This window comes from Pandoraea aquatica (genome assembly GCF_902459565.1).
Classification (GTDB): domain Bacteria; phylum Pseudomonadota; class Gammaproteobacteria; order Burkholderiales; family Burkholderiaceae; genus Pandoraea; species Pandoraea aquatica.
In genome coordinates this window covers 148,869-170,744 of sequence record NZ_CABPSN010000005.1, presented here as the reverse complement: position 1 = coordinate 170,744, position 21,876 = coordinate 148,869, and the positions used below count along the sequence as shown (strand labels likewise).

Here is a 21,876-nt window from a genome sequence, read left to right as displayed (position 1 = left end):
ACGAGGATTCCCACGATGGCTTCGATCAACTACAGCGAGAAGATCCCCAACAACGTCAACCTGTCGGACGACCGCACGCTGCAACGCGCGCTCGAACAATGGCAGCCGAACTTTCTGTCCTGGTGGGGTGACATGGGCCCGGAAGGCTCGCATGGTTTCGACGTCTATCTGCGCACGGCCGTGAGCGTCGATCCGAGCGGCTGGGCGCACTTCGATCACGTGAAGATGCCGGACTATCGCTGGGGCATCTTCCTCACGCCGGGCGAGTCGGATCGCAAGATCCACTTCGGCGAGCACAAGGGCGAAGCCGCGTGGCAGGACGTGCCGGGCGAGCATCGCGCGAACCTTCGCCGCATCATCGTCACGCAAGGGGACACGGAACCGGCATCGGTGGAACAACAGCGTCACCTCGGGTTGACCGCGCCGTCGATGTACGATCTGCGCAACCTGTTCCAGGTGAACGTGGAAGAAGGCCGTCACCTGTGGGCGATGGTCTATCTGCTGCATCGCTACTTCGGCCGTGATGGCCGTGAAGAAGCCGAAGCGCTGCTCGGCCGCCGCTCGGGCGACGAGGACAATCCCCGCATTCTCGGTGCGTTCAACGAGAAGACGCCGGACTGGCTCGCGTTCTACATGTTCACGTATTTCACGGACCGCGACGGTAAGTTCCAGTTGTCCGCACTGGCCGAGTCGGGGTTCGATCCGCTGGCCCGCACCACCAAGTTCATGCTGACGGAAGAAGCGCACCACATGTTCGTGGGCGAGTCGGGCGTGTCGCGTGTGATCGCCCGCACGGCGCAGGTGATGAACGAGCTGAAGACCGACGACGTTTCGAAGCTGCGCGCGGCCGGCGTCATCGATCTGCCGACGATCCAGCGCTACATCAACTTCCATTACTCCGTGACGATCGATCTGTTCGGCGCGGACCAGTCGTCGAACGCGGCCATCTTCTATAGCTCCGGCCTCAAGGGTCGCTATGAAGAGAGCAAGCGCGACGATGACCATCAACTGAACGGTCAGATGTACCGTCTGCTCGATGTCGACAACGGCAAGCTCGTGGAGCGCGAAGTGCCGATGCTCAACGCGATGAACGAAGTGCTGCGCGACGACTACATCAAGGATTCGGTCGCCGGTGTGAATCGCTGGAACAAGGTGCTGGAGAAGGCCGGGATCGACTTCCGTCTGACGGTGCCGCACAAGGCGTTCAATCGTCAGATCGGGACGTTCGCGGGCGTGCGTGTGTCGCCGGACGGTCGCGTGGTGAGCGAGACGGAATGGGCCGCGCACGAGCGCGAGTGGCTGCCGACCTCGGAAGACCGCGCGTATGTGGCGTCGCTCATGGGGCGTGTGACCGAGCCGGGCAAGTTCGCCAACTGGATTGCGCCGCCTCCGCTGGGCATCAACCGTCAGCCCATCGATTTCGAGTACGTGCGTTTCAACTAAGTCTTTGCCAGGTTATTGCCAAGTTATTGGAAAGGCCGCAAGAGCCATCCCCACAAGGAGACAGCATCATGAACGGCCCCGTTCCGGTCGAAGTCCTGAAGCAGCATCTGATCGATCCGGAGATCTGCATTCGCTGCAACACCTGCGAGGAGACGTGTCCGATCGACGCGATCACGCACGACGAGAACAACTATGTCGTGCGTGCGGACACGTGCAATGGGTGCATGGCGTGTATCTCGCCGTGCCCGACGGGGGCTATCGACAACTGGCGCGACGTGCTCAAAGCCGAAGTCTATGCCGTCGACGACCAGCTCTCGTGGGACGAACTGCCCGTGCAGGACGATGCGCTCGCCGGGCAGGGGACGATTGGCGAGGCATCCGAGGGTGCGGCTGGCGGTGCATCGGCCGATGCTCCGGAGCCCGTCATCGGCGGCTCGGATCTGGTGCGCGGCTCGGTCGTGCCGCCATGGTCCGCCGCGAAGCCCTACGTCAATCTCTACAACCACAAGGCCCCGGTGCAGGCCACCGTGGTCGGCAACTATCGCGTGACGGACGCGAGTACCGAGAGCGATATCCATCACATCGTGCTCGACTTCGGCAAGCAACCGTTCCCGGTGCTCGAAGGGCAGTCCATCGGCATCATCCCGCCGGGCACGACGGCGGACGGGCGTGCGCATCATGCGCGTCAGTATTCGATTGCGTCGCCGCGCGATGGGGAGCGTCCGGGGTACAACAACCTCGCACTCACCGTGAAGCGGGTGACGAAGGACCATCAGGAGCAAGCCGTCGGCGGTGTGTGCTCGAACTATCTGTGCGACCTGAAGAAGGGCGACGTGGTCAACGTGATGGGGCCGTTCGGTAGCACGTTCCTGATGCCGAACCACGCCGACTCGCATCTTCTGATGATCTGCACCGGCACGGGCGCGGCACCGATGCGTGCAATGACGGAATACCGCCGACGTCGCCGCATGAAGGGCGCGACCGGCAAGCTGATGCTGTTCTTCGGTGCGCGCACGCAAGGCGAGCTGCCGTACTTCGGCCCGCTGCTCAATCTGCCGAAGGATTTCATCGATACCAACCTGGCGTTTTCGCGCACACCGGGAAGCCCCAAGCGTTACGTGCAGGATGCGATGCGCGAGCGTGCGGCCGATGTGGCGGCGCTGCTGCGGCACGAGCATACGTACATCTATGTCTGCGGGTTGAAAGGCATGGAGGACGGCGTGCTCCAGGTGTTGCAGACCATCGCCGGTGAAGCGGGTCTCGACTGGCAGACGCTCTGGCAACGGATGAAGACGGAAGGGCGTTTGCATCTGGAAACTTATTGACGAATCGATTGACCGACGGCGTTCTGCGCCGACTTAACACCGCGTGCTTCGTCACGCGGTTTTTTTTCGTCCCGAGGTTGTCCAATGCTGTCTCAAGTGCGTCACCGGAATTGAGTAACATGGAGGGGCTGTTTCCCTTCCATTTTTTCTCTGAACGGAGAGTCACATGGGCAAGAAGCGGATTCTGGTGTTGGCGGGCGACTACGTCGAAGACTACGAGCTGATGGTGCCGGTGCAGGCGCTGATGGCCGTTGGGCATCGCGTGGAGGTCGTCTGCCCTGGCAAGAAGGCGGGCGACAAGGTGCGCACCGCGATTCACGATTTCGAAGGTGATCAGACCTACAGCGAGAAGCGCGGTCACGACTTCACCCTCAACGCCACATTTGACGGCCTCTCGCCCGCCGATTTCGACGCGCTGGTGATTCCTGGCGGACGTGCACCCGAGTACTTGCGGCTGAACGAACAAGTCCTCGCCGCCGTGCGTCACTTTGCCGAGAACGACAAGCCGATTGCCGCGATCTGTCACGGCGCGCAATTGCTGGCGGCCGCCGGTGTGATCGAAGGGCGCGAGTGTTCGGCGTATCCGGCGTGCGCGCCGGAAGTGCGTCTGGCAGGCGGAAAGTACATGGAGATCGCCATCGACGACGCCCATACCGACGGCAAACTCGTCACCGCCCCGGCCTGGCCCGCGCACCCTGCGTGGATCGCGCAGTTCCTCGCCGTGCTCGGCACGAAAATCGAGCTGTAAAGCCGACGTAGGGCGGAGGTAAAGTAAGACCCGCCACCGGACGCCGCCGCCACTGCGGTCCTTGCCGCAGACGCGCGGCGGATTCGTCCGATCTTGCCTCATTTTCGAAAGCTGGACGCGCGACGCCGCAGCAAGATTGCCGGTCTCAACCGGGAGGCCGGCGTCCGCACACGTAGCGGCCCCCCTGCCACGACCAGGGAGCGTCGCGATGCAGATCAACACTTTCCTCGTTCACAGTGACATCAACCACGGCCGGCACGACGGGTTGACAGGCGACGCCTCCGGGCACGCAGCCTTGTTGCCGGAAGCCGGTCCGTTGGGCATCTTCGGTGCGGTCATCGGGCACGACGGCAGCGGTGCGTCCTTGCCGGACATCGGTCCTTACGATTTCTCCAACGCCACGCGCGTGACCGATGCCGCGCCGATGGGCAGCACCGGGTCGGCTATACGCATGTCGCTCACGCCGCATGCAGATATGCCTCAGTACGTCATCAAAGCGTGCCCGAGCGCGGGGCATGCCGCGCAGGCATGGCTGGCGTCACGCCTCTTTGGCGCTGTGGGACTCGCGACACCGACCGCCGTGCTGGTGCGTGGGTGCTCGCAAGCGTTCGACGGGACGCACGACCCGGCGCGGGTCTATCTGGCAACGACGTTTCTGTCCCGATATCAGGATCTCGGCGACTGGCTGGAGAGCGACGATGCGTGGCGTGTTCTCGAAGGGACAACCGGTGCCGACCGGCCCGACGTGTCTCGGCTGCAAGTGGTGAGGAACGAAGCGAGCGCGGCGAGGCGGCAGATGGCGGGACTGGTGACGTCCGGCGGTGTGCCGTTTCACGCGCTGAGCGGTGAGGCGGCGAAGGGGTATGCAGACGCATTGGCACGTCGCAACGCCATGCGCCATCAACTGTGTCACGCGTTGCCGGACGTCTATCAATGCGCGCTCGAACGTCACTACATCGCGGCACTCTGGCTCGGCAACTGGGATCTGTGCAACGTCTTCATGGAGAACATCGGTGTCTGGCGCGACAAGAACGACCTGCCGTATGCGATGTCGCTCGACTTCGACGCGTGCCTTCACCTGGGCTTTCAAGGCCTGACCAAAGACCAGAGCTACGACGTGGCGGTCAGTCAGCGCAATGCCGTGCCTTCGCTGCCTGCGCTGACGTCGACATTCCGGCGAGACGCGGCGGACTTCAGCACCGCGCTCGCCGAAAATTCGCTCACCGACCTCTCGCAATTTCCGTACGGCGATCAGTACGCGCCATTTGTTCGTCGCCTGAGAGGACTCACGTCCGGTGCGTCAAACAAGTCAGTGCACGACGCATTGAAGAACCCGGTTAGCGTACGCGCGCTGGCGGCTGAAATGGCTTACCGGCTGGGCCGGATTTCCGCGCCTGACATTCGGCCGTGGGCGCAAAGTGTCTACGAGGTGGCGAAGGACGGGGACGCGGCGGGCGGCGTGTTTCCTGACGTCGCAGCCATATGTGAACCGGAGGCGCTCGTGAACCGGCTGCTTGCGCGTCGCGATCACCTGGTGGAATGCCTCGGCGGCACCTGGGCCGCGCAAACCTGGGCGCATATGTATGCCACGCGTGCCAAGGCGGTCGACGCTCAGCAAGAGCCGTTTCTGTGTACGGGGCAGCGTTGATCGTCGATGCTGACGTCAGACGCTTCGTCGTCTGAGCGTCGTTTGATCATCACGCCGTTGGTGGCATCCCGAGCAATGCCGGTGCGGCGCTCACCAGCGCATCGATCGCAGCGCGCAGCTTGGGAGACGGATGACGCGTGTCGGGCCAGACCAGATGCAACGGCGTGCCCGGCACGCGAATCTGCGGCAGCAAGCGCACGAGCGTGCCGTCGGCGATCGAACGCATGATGACCCAGTGCGGCATGCAAGCGACGCCGAGCCCCTGCTCAGCGGCTTCCACGAGTGCGATCAGATCGTCGAGGATGAAGCGCGGCGAGCGATGGGGGCCGTCGGCGGGCATCATCGGCGTGGGCCATCGATACAGATTGCCTGCGCGTCCGTACATCAGACATTCGTGATCGGCGAGATCGTCGACCGTCTGTGGAGTGCCGTATGTCGCCAGATAGGCAGGCGACGCGCACAACATCATCGTTTGCTCGCCGAGCGAGCGCGCCTTGAGTCCGGGCGTATCGTCGAGCCGCCCGCTGCGCACGGCCAGATCGTAGCCTTCCTCTACCAGATCGATGCGGCTGTCGCTGAACGCCATCTCCAGACGCAACTGAGGATGCGTCTTCGCCAGCGTCAGCAAGACCGGCGCGATGCACTGCCGACCGATGTGCACGGGCATCGTCACGCGCAGCTTGCCCATGGGGGTCTGCGAACCGGCGCTCAGTTCGTCTTCCGCCTCGGACAATTCCGTCAGCACCTTCGTGCAACGTTGATAGAACGTCTGGCCTTCGCCGGTCAGATGCTGGCTGCGGGTGGTGCGGTGAAACAGACGTACGCCCAGTCGCGTCTCCAGCCGGGCGATGCGTTTGGCGACGGCCGAGCGCGTGAGATGCAGCCGTTCGGCCGCGCCTGCAAAGCTCCCGGCATCGACCGCCGCAACGAACGCCGAGATGCCCGAAAGCCGGTCGGGCGTGTAAGTCTCATTGGTTCTCATGAGTCGCCAATCAGTGGAGAAATCGCCATCACTGCTGCGAAGTATTCTCCAATAAGCTAATCCTTGTCCACCCGGCTTGCCGGGATATCCGTTTTGAGAACGTCGACGAGGAAATTGGCAATGACAACGATGCAGCAATGGCAAATGACGACGCTGGGCGAAGCTTCGCTCGCAATGGCGACCGTGGACGTGCCAACGCCCGGTCCCGGTGAAGTGCTCGTGAAAGTGAGCGCGGTGTCGCTCAACTATCGCGATGCCCTCATGATCGACACCGGCATGGGGTTGCCGGTGACGTTCCCGTTCGTGCCCGGTTCGGACATGGCGGGGGAAGTCGTGGCCGTGGGCGATGGCGTGACGCGCGTGCGCGTCGGCGAGCGCGTCGTCAACACGTTCTGGGATCGCTGGAGCGAGGGGGAACAGGCCCCGGCTGGTTTGCAGATCTTCGGTGGCACCTTGCAGGGTGTGCTTCGGGAGTACGCCGTGTTCGACGAGGCGGCGCTGGTGCGTGCCCCGTCCACGCTGGACGACGTGGCAGCGTCGACGTTGACGTGTGCCGGACTCACCGCCTGGTTTGCGCTGTTCGGGACTGGCCGTCAGCTCGCGCCCGGCGAGACGGTGCTGTCGATTGGCACCGGCGGTGTGGCCTTGTTCGGTGCGCAATTGGCGCTGGCGCATGGGGCCAAGGCCATCGTCGTGAGCGGTAGCGAGGAAAAGCTGGCGCGCGCGGCGGCGCTGGGGGTGACGCACGGTGTCCAACGTCGGGAAGGTTGGGCGGACGAAGTCCGTCGACTGACCGAAGGGCGGGGCGTTGAGCAGGTGCTGGAGCTGGCCGGCGGCGACATGCGCGAGACGATGGCGGCGCTCGCGCCCAACGGCAAGGTTTCGGTGATTGGCACGCTGGGCGGGGATTTCCTGCAAATCCCGGTGTACCCGGTGCTGCTCAAGCGGGCACATGTGCAGGGCATCGGGGTGGGGCACCGGCAGGGGCTGGAGGCGCTCGGTGCGATGATCGACCGCCACGGTATTACGCCGGTCGTGGACGCCGTCTACGAATTTGCCGATGCCGCCGAGGCGCTGTCGCACTTGCGCCGTGGGGCGTTCGGCAAGGTGGTGGTGCGTGTCTCCGGGTCAGTTGCCTAACGTCCCAAGCTCGCGTAAACTATCGACGCCACAAACCCCGCGTGACTGGCGATTAGGGCCCACACCCTTGTGTGCCCGAGGTGGAGCAACCCACCGGGAAGCGCCGGGGTCTTATTTGCCGTTCGCCTGGGCAGCCGTGATGGTTGGTGCTGCCCTGTCTATCGTCTTCCGAAGCACAAAGGAAGGCGCGCCGCAGCATCCCCTCCCGGAAAATCTGTTCAACTCAACGGAACCGCCATGTTCGACAAATCGAAATCTACCGTTGCCTCCGTCGATCCCGACGTCTGGGCCGCGATTCAGAAAGAAAACCAGCGTCAGGAAGATCACATCGAACTGATCGCGTCGGAAAACTACACCAGCCCGGCCGTGATGGAAGCGCAGGGTTCGCAGCTGACCAACAAGTATGCGGAAGGTTATCCGGGCAAGCGCTATTACGGCGGTTGCGAGTATGTCGACGTCGTCGAACAACTGGCGATCGACCGCGTGAAGGCGCTGTTCGGCGCAGAAGCCGCCAACGTGCAGCCGAACTCGGGCTCGCAGGCTAACCAGGGCGTGTACTTCGCCATGCTCAAGCCGGGCGACACGATCATGGGCATGAGCCTCGCCCACGGCGGTCACCTCACGCACGGTTCGCCGGTCAACATGTCGGGCAAGTGGTTCAACGTCGTGAGCTACGGCCTGAACGAAGCCGAAGACATCGATTACGACGCCGCTGAAAAGCTGGCGCAACAACACAAGCCGAAGATGATCGTGGCAGGTGCCTCGGCCTTCGCGCTGAAGATCGATTTCGAGCGCATGGCCAAGATCGCCAAGTCGGTCGGCGCTTATTTCATGGTCGACATGGCGCACTACGCCGGTCTGATCGCCGCAGGTGTGTACCCGAACCCGGTGCCGCACGCCGACTTCGTCACCACGACCACGCACAAGAGCCTGCGCGGCCCGCGCGGCGGCGTGATCCTGATGAAGGCGGAATTCGAGAAGCCGATCAACTCGGCCATCTTCCCGGGCATTCAAGGTGGCCCGCTCATGCACGTGATCGCCGGCAAGGCCGTCGCGTTCAAGGAAGCCGCCACGCCGGAATTCAAGGAATACCAACAGCAAGTCGCGAAGAACGCACGCGTGATGGCCGAGACGCTGGTCAAGCGTGGTCTGCGTATCGTGTCGGGTCGTACCGAATCGCACGTCATGCTGGTCGACCTGCGCGCCAAGAACATCACCGGTAAGGCTGCCGAAGCCGCGCTGGGCGAAGCGCACATCACCGTCAACAAGAACGCCATTCCGAACGATCCGGAAAAGCCGTTCGTGACGAGCGGTGTTCGTCTGGGCTCGCCGGCCATGACCACGCGTGGTTTCAAGGAAGCCGAAGCCGAGCTGGTCGGCAACCTGATCGCCGACGTGCTGGACAACCCGGAAGACGCTGAAAACCTGGCCCGCGTGCGCGCACAAGTGGCTGAGTTGACCAAGCGTTTCCCGGTCTACGGCTAAGCCACGGCGTCGCACGCATGCGCTGCCCGTTCTGCCGGCACGACGACACGCAGGTCATCGACTCGCGTGAAGCGGAAGACGGCGCCGCCATCCGGCGGCGTCGGAAATGCCCGTCGTGTGACAAACGCTTCACGACTTACGAGCGTGTCGAACTCGCCATGCCGGTCGTCGTCAAGAAAGACGGCAGCCGCGCCGAGTACGACCGTGCGAAAGTGCGTGCCAGTATGCAGTTGGCGATTCGCAAGCGCCCTGTGAGCGCCGAAGCGATGGATGCCGCGATTGCGCGCATCGAGTACAAGCTGCTGGCCGGTGCGGAGCGTGAAGTGATCAGCCAGCGCATTGGCGAACTGGTGATGCGCGAGTTGAAGCGGTTGGACAAGATCGCGTACATCCGCTTCGCGTCGGTCTATCGAAGCTTCGAAGACATCGCAGAATTCCGCGATGTCCTTGAGGAAATCGACAGCCCGGACGTCAAGCCCAAGCGCAAGCCGGTGGCCTGAACTCGGGCGGCGTACGCTACCTGCGTCGATGATTGCCGGAAAGACTTAGGTGGGTGACACACCACCGGTCGAATGAATGACGAAAAACCCGTCGTGCCTGAAAGGGCGCGGCGGGTTTTTTTATGGTTCTCTGAGAAGTGGCCCCATACGCTTCTGACGGGCTCCTGCGACGTGGAGCTACACGAAATTCACTCATGGGATGCGACTGAAAGGCGCCGTCACACCGTTGTGCGCGCGCTGCACGCGTCAACGCTTTTAAGGAAATAAGAAGTGTTATAACTATTATTTTGGGATGATTCGGAAATTATTTAAATGAATATTATAAGAATGATCCCAAATGAAAATTCTGATTGAATTATGGGGTAAGTACTAAAAATTATTCGGACTGATAGGATTTCGATAGTTCGTCTCTAGAATTCACAGCCTTGATGGTGGCAGGTGTGTCGCTGTTGTGGCGGTAGCGAATCAACTCGCTATTTAATGTGAATTGAAAAAGAGATTTATCGAATGCAAAAGAATCACCCGAAGTCGAATGTCCTGCGTCGGACGAAGATTTGTGTCGCTGCTGCGGCAGTGGTGACGGCAGCGGCGCTGCCTGGCCATGCGGTATCGCAAACGGCATCGCAGTGGGAGCGTGAGCGTGATGCTCGTGTAGCAGTACTGTCCAACCAAATCGACGCGTTGGATCCGGAGCTTGGTGCGGCCAGGGCGACGGAGGTATTTGCGCAGAAGATTCATGAGCAAATCGATGCGGCATCGGCTGCACTTGTTGATGGCGTAAAGCACTCGGATATAAAAGATCTGTTTGAATTGTTGGGTGCGACGCTCGATGAAACGCTAAAAATAGATAATAAATATCTGACGGCCGACGGATTGAAGAAAAAAGGCGAGCTATCGGCGCTTAAAGCAAGCATCGAGACTGCCATGCAGGCAGCGACAGGGTCGGACCGTAACGCCATGGCGACTGCGCTCACCGGGCTGGAACAGGAAATCAAGAAACACGCCGGCTTTCTCGAGGACACCGTGAAGGCCCGCAGGCCGGTAGAGCGCGAAAGCAAGCTGCTCATGCAGAAGGACGCCCGCGTGAGAGATGTCGATTCCGAGGCCGAACTGAACGCACTCAAGAACACACGCCAGTTGGATGCAACGACGCCCGGCGCGGCCAAGCATCAGGACGTGCTCACGTGGAGCGACAAGAACCTGACCAACTTCATGGGCGACGATGGCGTAACCGATACCCATGACGTGATCGGAAAGGACAGCATCCTCGAACTGACGCGCCGCTCGGGAGAGGAATCGGACGCGATTGCTGGAACCGGCGGCGTGCGCGACATAGGCACACTCCACGCACGCAGGTCTGCAAACCACGATGTGCGCGTCGACGGTGGCACGTTGAACGTTCATCAGGAGATTGGCGGGGATGGCCGACTCGATATCACGGTCGGTAAGGGCGGCAAGCTTTACTTTGCCGACGACGGTGTCGGCGTGTCGTCGGATGCAGGCGACGTGACACTGTGGGCTGTACGCAGCGAGAAGGGATCCCCTGATGGCGGCGCGATCGAGTTTGGCAAGCGTACGAGCTCGGGCACGGCAGAGATCATCCTGAAACAAGGTGGAAGCCTGCATTTCGCCGAGGGTGCCGACGCAGGCATCAGCGATATCGACATTGCACAGGGGGCAAGTGCCACGCTCCACGCGGCAAATGCCGCCGCCGCAAGCATCGAGAACAGCGGGACGCTGACGTTCGAGGCGGGGGCACAGGCCGGTCGCGCCGATATCGTGAATACGGCGAGCGGGCTGACGACGTTCCAGGACACCGATCTTCAGCGCGCCGAACTCGTCAACCTGGGCCGGATCCAGATGGACAAGACGAAGGGCGGATCGGCCACGTTGATCAATGGTGTGGACGCTCAGGTGGACGTGCTCGATTCGGATCTGCAACAACTCGGATTGGCCAACGTCGGCGTCGTCAAGCTGCGGGGGAATACGCAGGCGAACGGCGCACGAATCGAAATGCTGGGCGGCAAGCTGAACATCGCGGATATCGAGGCGCAGGCACCGGGACGCAAGGCCGAGAAGACGTTGTCCATCGGTTCGCTGAGCGGTACCGGCCGGATCGTCACGGGAGACACGAAGCTGGTGTTGGGCGAGCGTAACGAAGACGACATTTTCGACGGTCAGATCGTGCGCGAGGACGCGTCTTCCGGCGCGAAGGCGGACACGCTGCGACGCGCCGCCAAGTCGAACACGCAAGCTTCGGCGGCGACCGGCTCGGATGTCGTCAAGGCCGGTACCGGCAATCTGACGCTGGGTGGCGATCAGAGCGGCGTTGCCAGCCTGCGTGTCGAAGGCGGTAGCGTGACGGCGGCACATGCGAAGGCGTTGGGCGCGGGTACCGTGACGGTAACGGAGCGAGGTGCCATCAAGTTGGCGTCCGATGTCGACGGTGTGGGCCACATCGACAACGCCGGTCAGATCGATCTGGGCACGAGCAAGCTGGCGGTGAACAAGTACACGTCGAAAGCGGGCGCAAAGCTCAAATCGCATGTGGCGCGCGTGGGGGCGGACGTCGCGAGTGGTGCGATTCAGGTCTCGGAAGACAGCGACTTCACGAACACCGCCATCGACGTCACCGTTGCCAATGACATCACGCTGGCCGACGTTCAGGACAAGCTCGGCGTAGTGAGTGTCGCGGCTGGGAAAACGGCCAAGCTCGGCAAGGTCACGATCGGCAGCATCGTCGGCGGGAAGGCGGAGGATCCGACCGATCCGACCACGACGACCGACCCCACCGACCCGACTAAACCCACCGATCCTACTGGTCCTACCGATCCGTCGGACCCTTCGGGCGTTATCACCAGCCAGAACGTCGTGCAGTACCTGGCGACCGACGGCAACTACAGCGCGAACGAACAGGCGGTGCTGGCATCGGTCAACGGCGTCACGGTGGGCGATCTGACCTCGGGCAGGATCGGCGGCAAAGTCCTCTCAGAGATGGCGCTGCAAACGGCGGGCTCGGACGAACAGCGCCGCTCGGCCAGCCTGCTCTCGGGTGAGTCGCTGGCGAACAACGCGCTCGCCGCGCAAGGCGCGACAACGGCATTCCAGCGCGGTATGCAGTCGCGCATGCTGGCGGGCGGCGCAATGTTCGACGACAAGACCGCTAACGGGTCGAATGCCGACAGCCACGGCATCGCAGGCTGGGCATCGTTCTCGGGTGGCAACACCTCACAACGCGGCGATGCCCTGTCGTTCGACGTTCGCGGCATCGATGGCGCAATCGGGGTCGACAAGCGTATCGGCAACAGCACGGTCGTGGGCGCGTCGGTCGGCATGGGCAACCAGAACTCGAAGGCGAAGGGCATGCCGGGCGAGTCGAAGATCAACAGCGTGAGCGTCGGTCTGTACGGCTCGCATCTGAACGACGCCAACGTATTCGTCGGTGGTGGCGTGTCGTACACGAATCACAGCGTGACGACGGACCGCACGGTGGCGGCACGCAACGCGTCGGCGCGTCTGTCGGGCAAGACGAGCGGTAACACGTTCGGCGCATTCGGCGAGATCGGCAAGCGTTTCGATGTGGCAGGCTTCAACGTCGACCCTTCGATTGGCCTGCGCTTTGCGTCCACGCGTCTGAACGCCTTCGACGAAACGAACCGCGACACTGCGGGCGGCAACGACGGACTGAAGGTCGGTGCGCAATCGCAGACGTCGGCGCGCAGCGTGCTGGGCGTGCGCTTCTCGCGTGACGTGATCAACTTCGATGGCGGCAAGGTGACGCCGATGCTGCGTCTCGCGTACGAGCATGAGTTCGGCAATACGCAGGCGAGCCTGACGAATTCGCTGTACGGCGCACCGCGTGCGTTCAGCGTGAAAGGCGCGAAGCTGGGACGCGATGTCTTCACGGCGGATCTGGGTGTCGATGTGCAACTGAAGAAGCGACTCAACGTCCACGTCGGCGGCAATGTCAGTGTGCGTCAGGGCGAGAGCGCGCTGGGCGGCGGTATCTCGGCGAAGTACCGCTTCTAAGCGATGTGCCGGGCCGCATCTGTTGCGGCCCGTCTGAGTGTAGCGACGAAACCCGTCGTGTCCGAAAGGACGCGGCGGGTTTTTTCGTTCGTAGACTTCAAAAGTCATCGGAGGAAATGCCGCAATTGCATGGGCGACATGTGGTGTCCGAGCGTCACGCCGACGTCCGTTTGGGACGATGACGGATAAAACGCATTTGAGTATGAGCGATTAATTGAAATTTAAAATCAATCGTATTGGGATTTGACGTCTATTCGAATTGTTGGTGACGGTTGGGTGAAGTACCAAAGCGCATTGATATCGGAAGTATTCGAATCATTCGACTCCAGAATTTGCCGGAACGATGGCGGCCGAGAAGCCACTGTCTGAAGCGTGATGAGGGAATTCATCATTTGAGGCGAATTGAATAGGAGTTGTCGAATGCGAGGGAATCGTCCGAAGTCGTATGCGCTGTGTCAGACACGAGTTTGCTTGGCTGTAGCTGCCGCTGTGGTAGCGATGGGCCTGCCGCCGCCGACATTGGCGGCAATCCCGCTCGATAAGAGCATCAAAGAGGAGCGGCTTGAACGATTGAACACACTTGTCGAGCAATCGAATTCCGATCTGAAGGAAAAGCGGCAGGACAATTTGGATAAGAAGTTTATTGTTGAGGTGGGCTTTCCATTGCATGAGCCTTTGTCTAATTGGACGGATGACGCCAAATTAAAAGAAGTTTTGTCGAAAACATCAGATGACTTGCAAGCGAAAATTGACGCGCTGAAAACCGAAATCGGTCAGGGGCAGCCTACTCCGTCACAGCAATATCGTCTGGATGAATTGAATGCGTTGAAAGAGAAGGTAGACAAGCTCAACGGAAGCGCGACACCCACGGACCCGACGGAAAAGGCGGATCTGGTCGCCGAAATCCGCAAAGATGGTGATGCGTGGACTGCGTCAGCCAAGGACCTGACCGACGCGGAACACCTGAACGACTCGCTGTCGTACAAGAAAGACCGCTGGGAGCACGTGCCGGAGGGGGCTGAGGCGGAACGTCTGTCTAAAACGCGGGAACTGAGCCCGCGAGACACCAGCGATCCCAGCCAGCGGACTACCTGGAACGATAAGCATCTCATTGACTTCATGGCGGATGCGGACCGTCCTCAGGACGGGGAGACGCTCATCACAAAGGACGCCACGCTGGAAATCTCGCAACGTTCGGGATTTGAGTCCGATGCCATCGAAGGGGCCCCCAATCGAGTGCGCGAGGTAGGGCTGATCCGGGCGATGGACGGCGCTTCTCATACGGCCTATGTGGATAACGGGTCACTGAACGTCTACGAAGGCATCGACGGCAAGGGGCGGCTCGGTATCGATGTCGGCACAAACGGTACGTTGAATTTCAAGGGCGGCCCGGGCATCGACAAAGATGCGACGAACATTTCTCTGGTCGCCGGCCTCTCCAAGGGCGATCAACCGGCAGACGACAAGAAGGGCGGTGTCATCGAATTCGGCGAAGGCACGAGTTCGGGGGGCGCGACCATCGATGTCCGGGACAAGGGGCAAGTCCGGTTTCTGAAGGACACAAACGCAGGCACTAGCCAGATCTCCATTGCGTCTGGCGGCTACGGATTGTTCGACAAAGGCGCGAACGCTGCCAATGCGAAGATTCGAAATCAGGACCACCTGGAATTCATCGGCGCGAAAGGGGGAGATGCGCACGTCGACAACGATCAGCGTGGCACCGTGACGCTCGAAGACACGGATCTGGAGCGCATGAGTATCGTCAGCCGTGGCATGGTCGACATGAGCGGGAAGACGACGGCAGACAACGCCGCCGTCGCGCTGGACAACGGTTATCTCAACGTCGCGGAGATCAAATCCCCTGATACAAACGGCGACACCAAAGCGCCAACGCTTACGCTCGGCTCGCTGAGCGGGAAGGGGCGTGTCGGCACGGGTAACACATGGCTTCGCATCGGCGCCCTCGGCCGTGATGAAACGTTCGCGGGAGAGATCGGGAAGGACGTCCTGGGCTCGCCCGGTGCCAACGTCACCAAAGTCGGCACCGGCAATCTCACCTTCAGCGGCGACCAGAGCGGCATCGACTCGCTGAGCGTCGAGAACGGCACGCTGACCGCCGCGCATCGCAACGCGCTGGGCACCGGACTGCTTGCGCTCGCCGAGCCCGGCACGATCTCGCTCGCCAACGACGTCTACGACGTCAAGAAATTCGAGAATGCCGGGACGCTCAAACTCCACGGCTACAAGCTGGTGATCGATTCCTACGCGTCGAAGGGCGATAAATCGCGAATCGAATCCGATGCGAAGAAGGACGCCGACGGCATTCATCGCGGCACCATCGAAGTGAACAAGGACGGTGACTTCACGAAGACGAAAATCGTGCTGCGTCCCATCGACGAATCGGTCACCCCCAAGGAGTTGCTCGACAAGAAGATTCAGGTCGTGGTGCCCGGCCCTAACGCCGACGTGAAACTCGGCGAAGTCGACTACGGCAGCATTCCCACGGAGCCGGGCGAGGGCGGCGGCGGCGGGGGCGGCGGGGGCGGTGGCGGTGACGTCATCATCGATCCGGGCAAGGAGATCGGGTTTCTCGATCCCGATGCGCCGTACTCGGGCAACGAGCAAGGCGTGCTGGCGTCGCTTCAGGGCGTGACGCTCAACGACATCATCGACGGCCGGGTCGGCGGTGCGGTCCTCGGTCAGTTGGTGATGCTCCCCGCAGGGTCAGCCGAACAACGACGCGCCGCACGAATGCTCTCGGGCGAGTCGCTCGCGAACAACGCAGACGCCGCCTACAGTGCCTCCGACGCCTTCCGCAGCAGCATGCAGACGCGCATGCTCGCGGGCGGTTCGCTACCCGACTGCAACACCACCAACGGGCAACGTGCGGGCCAGAACGGCACGTCCGTCTGGGGCTCGTTCAAGGGGGCGGGCGCGAGTCGGAGTGACGGTCAACAAGGCTTCTCCACGTCGGGCATCGACGGCGCTTTCGGCATCGACCGACGTCTTAATCAGAACGCGCTCGTGGGCGTTTCGTTCGGGCTGGGCAGCCGAACCTCGCGCGCCGACGATTTGCCGGGTGATGCCAGCGTCAGAAGCGCCAGCGTCGGCCTGTACGGCTCGTATCTGAGCGACGCGCGCTGGTTCGCCAACGGCGGCGTCTTCTTCACCAACCATAACGTGACGACCGACCGTACCGTCGCGGCACGCGACGTGTCGGCTCGCGTCACGGGCAAGACCAGCGGGCGTACGCTCGGCCTGTTTGGTGAAGTCGGTCAGCGTGTACTGGCCTCGGGTATGAACGTCGACCCGTTCATCGGCATGCGGATCGCCTCGACGCGTCTGAACGGCTATGACGAAACGGACCGGGACGCTGGACAGGGTAACAACGGGTTGCACGTCGGCTCGCAGATCAGCAACTCGCGACGGGCCATTCTCGGCGTGCGTCTGTGGCGCGAGCTGGTGAACACGAGCGGCGGCAGCGTGATTCCGTCGTTACGGCTGGCGTATGAGCACGAGTTCGGCGACACGCAAAGCAGTCTCACGAACGCCATCTATGGCGCGCCGCGCGCGTTCACGGTAAGGGGTGTCAAGCTCGGACGCGATATCTTCACCGCCGATCTCGGTGCTGACGTGCGCATCACACGGCAACTGAACGCCCATGTCGGCGGCAATCTGAGCCTGCGCTCGGGGGAGAAGGCTTTCGCAGGCGGCGTGACGGTCAAATATATGTTCTGACGCCAACATCAAGGACAAGCGCCAGCGCGCGAGTCACGAAAACGCAGGCCCCCCCCCAAAAGCAAACCGCCCGGTCGATGCCGGGCGGTTTGTCGTTTCCGTGATGCGTTGCCGTCGTCAGAACGAGTGCGACACCCCGATATAGGCGCCCATCTGGTTCTTGCCCGCAGGCGGGTTGTCCAGCGAGTCGCTCGGAATCGCTGCCACCGAGAAGCTCTGGCCCGAGCTGTTCATCACATACGCGATCGTGCCGTACAGGAAGGTACGTTTCGAGAGGTTGTAGGTGGTGCCCAGTTCGGCCATCGTGGCGTGTCCGAAGCCGCCCGGCACGTTCACGTGATAGACGGCTGCGTTCGCTGCCCACACGGCCGTCGCCTGATACTTCACGCCCGCCCAGTAATGGTCGGCGCGTGTGGCGAAGCTCGGGGCCGGTGCGTCCGGTGCGGACATGTGCGTGTAGCCCAGCGAGATCGTGAAGCGATTCAGGAAGATATTCGCCCCGGCGAAGTATTCCCGCGAGGTGGCGAACACGTCGGTGAAGCGTCCGTTGGTGTCGCGAATTTCGTCATACAACGCGCGCAACTGGAACCGGTCGTGCGTGTACGTCAACTGCGCGCCCATCCCACGGCCGTTGTTGAATTGCCCTGCGATGTTGGAGAAGGCGTACTGACCGGCAATATCGAACCCGCGCCAGTTCGGGCTTTGATAGTTGACGGTATTGCTGGCCTGCGGCCAGTTGCGTCCACGCACGAGCGACGCCGACGAGAAGGCCTGCTGCTGGAACGGATCGAAGTCCCAGACACCATTGCTGATGAACAGGTTGCGCCCGAGTGTCAACTGGCCCCACGAGCGGGAGTTGAAGCCAACCAGGGCACGACGGTCGAAGATGGAACCCGAGCCGTTGTTGTTGTAGCCGTTCATCAACTGGAAGCCGCCTTCCAGATTGAATACCGCATGCAATCCCTGTCCGAGATCTTCGTAGCCTCGCAGGCCGAACAGGCTGGTGCCGTAGTCGCCGCCCTGTGCGCTGAAGCGCGAGGCGGTGCCGCCGTTACCATCCTGCAAATTGTTCATGAACTGAAAGCCGCCATCGACGCGGCCGTAGAGTTGCACGCTCGTTTGCGCGTGCGCAAACGTACCGATGCCGCAAAGCAGGCTTGCTGCAATGAGCTTCTTCTTCATGATCTGCTCCCCAGGTTGCGTTTTGCCCCGCACCTTCTTTTGCGTGGTTATGCCCGTCGTCGTCGCGACACGCCCGCGCGGGGGCGTGCAGAGACCTCGGCGGAAAAGCCTGAAATATCGTTACGAATGACGAGAAATCGGCAAGCGGGGACGCCTGAGCAACGGGCGCCGCGTGGGGGAACGCGGCCGGTTGCGAGTGATGCCTGCACGTTCTGCATATCCATGACGGATAGTTCGAACATGTCAAACGTTACGCTCTGGTTTTCAGAGATCGTCGTCATGGCAGTCCACTGGCGTTGGGTCTGCGGCCACGCAACATGCGCGAGACCATTCGACCGGAATGCGTGGCGGGAAGGGGCGTAGCGAACCCGGTCTGCGGGCCGATAAAGTTCGCATTACGTACGAATTCGTAATACTCGTAATGTGAAGCGAACGCACCTTCGCCTGATTGGCTTCTTTATATCCGAATTCCTCCCGACGCAACATCAGGGAAAGGCTTAGTTTTTCGACTGTTGCGCGCCAGCAACCAGAATGCGTCCGGCGTGACATTTCTATGGCGAAAAGTCTCGTGGGGACGTTTCAGTCGTCCGTTTTGGCCGGCGGCTCGGGCGTGTCAGTCCGGCGCGCCAAAGGCTTCCATCTTGCTGGCGAGGTGCGTGAGCAAGCGATTGGCGGCACCGGACAAGCGTCGTCCGGCGCGCGTGATCAGGTGCGCCTCGGCACTGCTGAGAATCGGATGATCGATGGGCAAGGCGCGCAGCACGCCGGCGTCGATTTCCTGCGAGACGGCAAACGTCGGCAAGAACGTCGCGCCAAGACCGGCCCGCACGAAGTGCTTGAGCACGGAAATCGAATTGGTTGTGACCGTTGGAATGAGCCGGTGCTTCTCCGACTGCTCGGCCAGTTCCATCAGTTGACGTGTGCCGTACGAGCCATGCATGAGCGCGAGCGGCACATCGTAGAGCGCGTCGAGCGTGAGCGTGCCGAGCTTGTCGGCCTTCTCGATGAGCGGCGAACCGGGGGCGACGATCGCGTGCACTGGTTGCGCCAGTTGAGCGCGCGAGACGATCTTGGGTTCGGCCGGCGGGTTGTAGACGAGTCCGATGTCCGCATCGTCTTCCGCCACGAGCCGCATGACTTCGTTCGTCCCGGCCAGATCGAGTGTCAGGGTGATGTCCGGATAGCGTTTGCAGAAGAATTGCAGCGGCGCACCCATCAGATCGCTGACGAAGCCCTCGCCGACGGCCAGCCGAATGTGGCCGCGTCGCAGTCCACGCACTTCCTGAAGCTTGGCGAGCAAGTCCTCCTGGTGCGCGCGCTGCTCGCGGTAGTACTCCATGAGCAGACGTCCGGCTTGCGTCAGGTGAACCCCGCGCTTGTGACGTTCGATGAGTGGCAGCGCCAGTTCGGCCTCCAGCAGGGCGATCTGGCGACTGACGGCGGACGGGGCGATGTCGAGTCTGTCGGCGGCGGCGCGCACCGTGCCGCACTGGACGGCTTCGAACAGATACGACAGGCGGCTTTCGTTGATGGCGGGTGTCATGCCCTAAAGACTAATAATTAGAACAAAAATGTTCAAGCGTTGTCATTGAGCGTCATTTTTTTTCAATCCACACTGCGAAGCATGCGGATCGGCCCCGACGCCGTGCAACGAACCCAGGCGAGGCCCGGTGTCGGCGGTCCGATTCCGCGCCACTCACCCCTCGGAGGCACCCGATGAGCCTGACGATTCCGCCACGCAATTCGCGATTCGGCATCGATCATCCGCTGGTGACGGTCCATGACCATCCGCGGCGGCTGGCGCATTACGAGCGCATGGGGTTTGCCCCGTCGCCGGTGTCGTATCACCCGTGGGGTACCGTGACGTCGCTGATGATGTTCGGCGACAACTTCATCGAACTGATCGGCGTGGACGACGCGAGCAAGTTCGGCACGAACGCCGTCGGCGACTTCTGCTTCGGACGCTACCTTGGCAGTTTCCTCGCCCGCGAAGAGGGCGTCTCGCTCGTGGCACTGCACAGCAAGGACGCCCGCGCCGACCATGCCCGTCTCACGCAAGCCGGGCTGGACACGCAGGGCATCATCGATTTTCGCCGCGCGATGCGCAAACCCGACGGCACGCCTGACGAGGCCGTGGTCGCTTTGGGCCTGTTCATCGACGACTCGCTCGGCGACGCCTCCAATTTCATCTGCCACCAGCATCGCCCCGAGTTGATCTGGGTACCCGAGTGGCAGAACCACGCGAACGGTGTTACCGGCATCGTCGGTATTACGTATGTGACGCCCGACACGGTGTCGTTGCGCACGCTCGCCACACGCTGGCAGCGCATGTATGGCGCGCGCCACGTCGATCTGTACGACGGCGGGGCCGTGGCCGATACCGGCTGCGGTCACCTGCGGGCGATGTCGCCGCAGCGCGCCGAAGCGCGCTACGCCGCTGTGGGCCTGCCGATGGCGCAGGGCGTACGCACGCACGCCGTGGCGATCACGCTGCTCACACCGGATCTGGCGCACGTCGAGGCGCTGTGGCGGGAGAACGGCGTGCCTTATGGCTATAACGAGCATGGACTGGTCGTGGAGCCCGAGTTCGCGGGCAATGTGGTGCTGGAGTTCGTCAATCATTAGTGCCCGAACCAGAACGCATCAACACATAACGATCCCCTGAATTACCCACCGGCCGGATGTCCTGGGCGGTGTCGAGCAACGCGGCGTCGCCCGTGGGGGCGGCGTCATCTTCGCAGTCAAATTGGAGTCAACATGAAAATCATCGGAGTGGTCGGACTGGGCAATATGGGACGCGGCATGGCGCTGTCGTTGCAGCGCGGCGGTTTCACGGTGCTTGGGTTCGATCCGTCGCCGGCCGCTGGCGCCGCGCTCGCAGAGGCTGGCATCGGCCTGCGCGCTTCGGTCGCAGAACTGGCTCGCGAAGCCGACGCCCTCGTGCTGTCGCTGCCGACATCGCAAGTTGTCGAGGCCGTGGTGAACGGCGCGGACGGCATCGCTGCGAACGGACGCGAAGGTCTGGTCGTGGTCGACACGTCGACGGCCGATCCGGAAAGCACCCGCGCGCTGGCCGTCACGCTGCGCGACAAAGGCATCGCGCTGGTCGACGCACCGGTCTCCGGTGGCCCCAAGGGCGCGCTGAACGGTGCACTCACGATGGTGCTGGGCGGTTCGGCTGAAGACATCGCTCGCATCGAACCGGTGCTCGCCGCCATGTCGGCCAAGCGCGTGCACATTGGCGATGTGGGCGCCGGTCACGTGACCAAGCTGATCAACAACCTGATGTGCGCGGCCCACCTCGTGGTGGCCGGCGAGGCGATGCGTCTGGCGAAGGCGGCGGGCGTGGCCCCGGAGCAAGTGCTCGAAGGTCTGAACGCCGGTTCGGGCCGCAGCGGCATCACGCAAACCAACTATCCGACGTGGATCCTGAACGACGCCTTCGACTCCGGCTTCACGATGAAGCTCATGCGCAAGGACGTGCGTCTGGCCATGGCGCTGGCCGAGCAGACCGGCACGCTCGCAACGGGTCCGTTGTCGGCGGAAGTCGGACGCCTGTGGGCCGCGAGCGCCGCAACCGTGGGTGACGACGAAGACTTCAACCGCATCGTGCAATTCATCGAGCCGGGCCGCGCGTAATCTCCGCGTGCCTGCAT

Annotated in this window: 15 protein-coding genes and 1 riboswitch; of the genes, 11 read left to right on the top strand and 4 right to left on the bottom strand. The window is 62.2% G+C overall.

Translation table 11 applies throughout. The features are described 5' to 3' along the window. Positions 1-15: 15 nt before the first annotated feature. The 4 genes from boxB to PAQ31011_RS17780 all read left to right on the top strand — a co-directional run bounded on the left by boxB (position 16) and on the right by PAQ31011_RS17780 (position 5,164). Positions 16-1,443 (top strand): benzoyl-CoA 2,3-epoxidase subunit BoxB, encoded by a 1,428-nt coding sequence (gene boxB, locus PAQ31011_RS17795; RefSeq protein WP_039396949.1) that lies wholly within the window; start codon positions 16-18, stop codon positions 1,441-1,443. A 68-nt stretch (positions 1,444-1,511) separates the two neighbouring features. Beyond that, entirely contained in the window at positions 1,512-2,768 is a 1,257-nt protein-coding gene (gene boxA, locus PAQ31011_RS17790) for a benzoyl-CoA 2,3-epoxidase subunit BoxA (protein WP_150577075.1), read from the top strand. Positions 2,769-2,934: 166 nt separating this feature from the next. Beyond that, positions 2,935-3,516, top strand: a complete 582-nt coding sequence (locus PAQ31011_RS17785) for a DJ-1/PfpI family protein (protein ID WP_039396953.1) — start codon at positions 2,935-2,937, stop codon at positions 3,514-3,516. A 208-nt stretch (positions 3,517-3,724) separates the two neighbouring features. Beyond that, the gene (locus PAQ31011_RS17780) at positions 3,725-5,164 is read left to right on the top strand and encodes a hypothetical protein (RefSeq protein WP_150577074.1); all 1,440 of its coding nucleotides are present in this window, start codon (positions 3,725-3,727) and stop codon (positions 5,162-5,164) included. Between the two features lie 49 nt (positions 5,165-5,213). Here PAQ31011_RS17780 and PAQ31011_RS17775 read toward each other — a convergent pair whose 3' ends face one another. After that, the gene (locus PAQ31011_RS17775) at positions 5,214-6,146 is read right to left on the bottom strand and encodes a LysR family transcriptional regulator (protein WP_150577073.1); all 933 of its coding nucleotides are present in this window, start codon (positions 6,144-6,146) and stop codon (positions 5,214-5,216) included. 129 nt (positions 6,147-6,275) lie between these two features. Between PAQ31011_RS17775 and PAQ31011_RS17770 the strand changes: the two genes are divergently transcribed. From PAQ31011_RS17770 to PAQ31011_RS26575, 4 genes are all read left to right on the top strand, one after another. Further along, positions 6,276-7,286 (top strand): zinc-dependent alcohol dehydrogenase family protein, encoded by a 1,011-nt coding sequence (locus PAQ31011_RS17770; protein ID WP_150577283.1) that lies wholly within the window; start codon positions 6,276-6,278, stop codon positions 7,284-7,286. A gap of 31 nt (positions 7,287-7,317) precedes the next feature. Further along, positions 7,318-7,425, top strand: a riboswitch (ZMP/ZTP riboswitch). Between the two features lie 98 nt (positions 7,426-7,523). Beyond that, positions 7,524-8,771 (top strand): serine hydroxymethyltransferase, encoded by a 1,248-nt coding sequence (glyA, locus tag PAQ31011_RS17765; protein WP_150577072.1) that lies wholly within the window; start codon positions 7,524-7,526, stop codon positions 8,769-8,771. Between the two features lie 17 nt (positions 8,772-8,788). Continuing rightward, the gene (nrdR, locus tag PAQ31011_RS17760) at positions 8,789-9,271 is read left to right on the top strand and encodes a transcriptional regulator NrdR (protein WP_039396961.1); all 483 of its coding nucleotides are present in this window, start codon (positions 8,789-8,791) and stop codon (positions 9,269-9,271) included. Between the two features lie 924 nt (positions 9,272-10,195). Further along, positions 10,196-13,300: an autotransporter family protein gene (locus tag PAQ31011_RS26575; protein WP_217424873.1), complete on the top strand. Its 3,105-nt coding sequence runs from the start codon at positions 10,196-10,198 to the stop codon at positions 13,298-13,300. 315 nt (positions 13,301-13,615) lie between these two features. On the opposite strand, the gene PAQ31011_RS26465 is transcribed toward PAQ31011_RS26575, so the two are convergent. Continuing rightward, positions 13,616-13,969, bottom strand: coding sequence for a hypothetical protein (locus tag PAQ31011_RS26465; protein ID WP_174990177.1), 354 nt, complete (start codon positions 13,967-13,969; stop codon positions 13,616-13,618). 156 nt (positions 13,970-14,125) lie between these two features. Here PAQ31011_RS26465 and PAQ31011_RS17750 point away from each other — a divergent pair, with 156 nt between their 5' ends. After that, positions 14,126-17,038 carry an autotransporter family protein gene (locus PAQ31011_RS17750; protein ID WP_174990176.1) on the top strand — a complete coding sequence of 971 codons (2,913 nt, stop codon included), beginning with the start codon at positions 14,126-14,128 and terminating at the stop codon, positions 17,036-17,038. Positions 17,039-17,155: 117 nt separating this feature from the next. Here the strand turns inward: PAQ31011_RS17750 and PAQ31011_RS17745 are convergent, their stop codons facing one another. Together PAQ31011_RS17745 and PAQ31011_RS17740 are read right to left on the bottom strand one after the other, a co-directional pair. Next, entirely contained in the window at positions 17,156-18,220 is a 1,065-nt protein-coding gene (locus PAQ31011_RS17745; RefSeq protein ID WP_150577069.1) for a porin, read from the bottom strand. A 613-nt stretch (positions 18,221-18,833) separates the two neighbouring features. Continuing rightward, positions 18,834-19,763, bottom strand: a complete 930-nt coding sequence (locus PAQ31011_RS17740; protein ID WP_150577068.1) for a LysR family transcriptional regulator — start codon at positions 19,761-19,763, stop codon at positions 18,834-18,836. Positions 19,764-19,936: 173 nt separating this feature from the next. Between PAQ31011_RS17740 and PAQ31011_RS17735 the strand changes: the two genes are divergently transcribed. Further along, the gene (locus PAQ31011_RS17735) at positions 19,937-20,845 is read left to right on the top strand and encodes a VOC family protein (protein WP_150577067.1); all 909 of its coding nucleotides are present in this window, start codon (positions 19,937-19,939) and stop codon (positions 20,843-20,845) included. A 36-nt stretch (positions 20,846-20,881) separates the two neighbouring features. Next, positions 20,882-21,859, top strand: coding sequence for an NAD(P)-dependent oxidoreductase (locus PAQ31011_RS17730; protein ID WP_281350014.1), 978 nt, complete (start codon positions 20,882-20,884; stop codon positions 21,857-21,859). Positions 21,860-21,876: the final 17 nt, after the last annotated feature.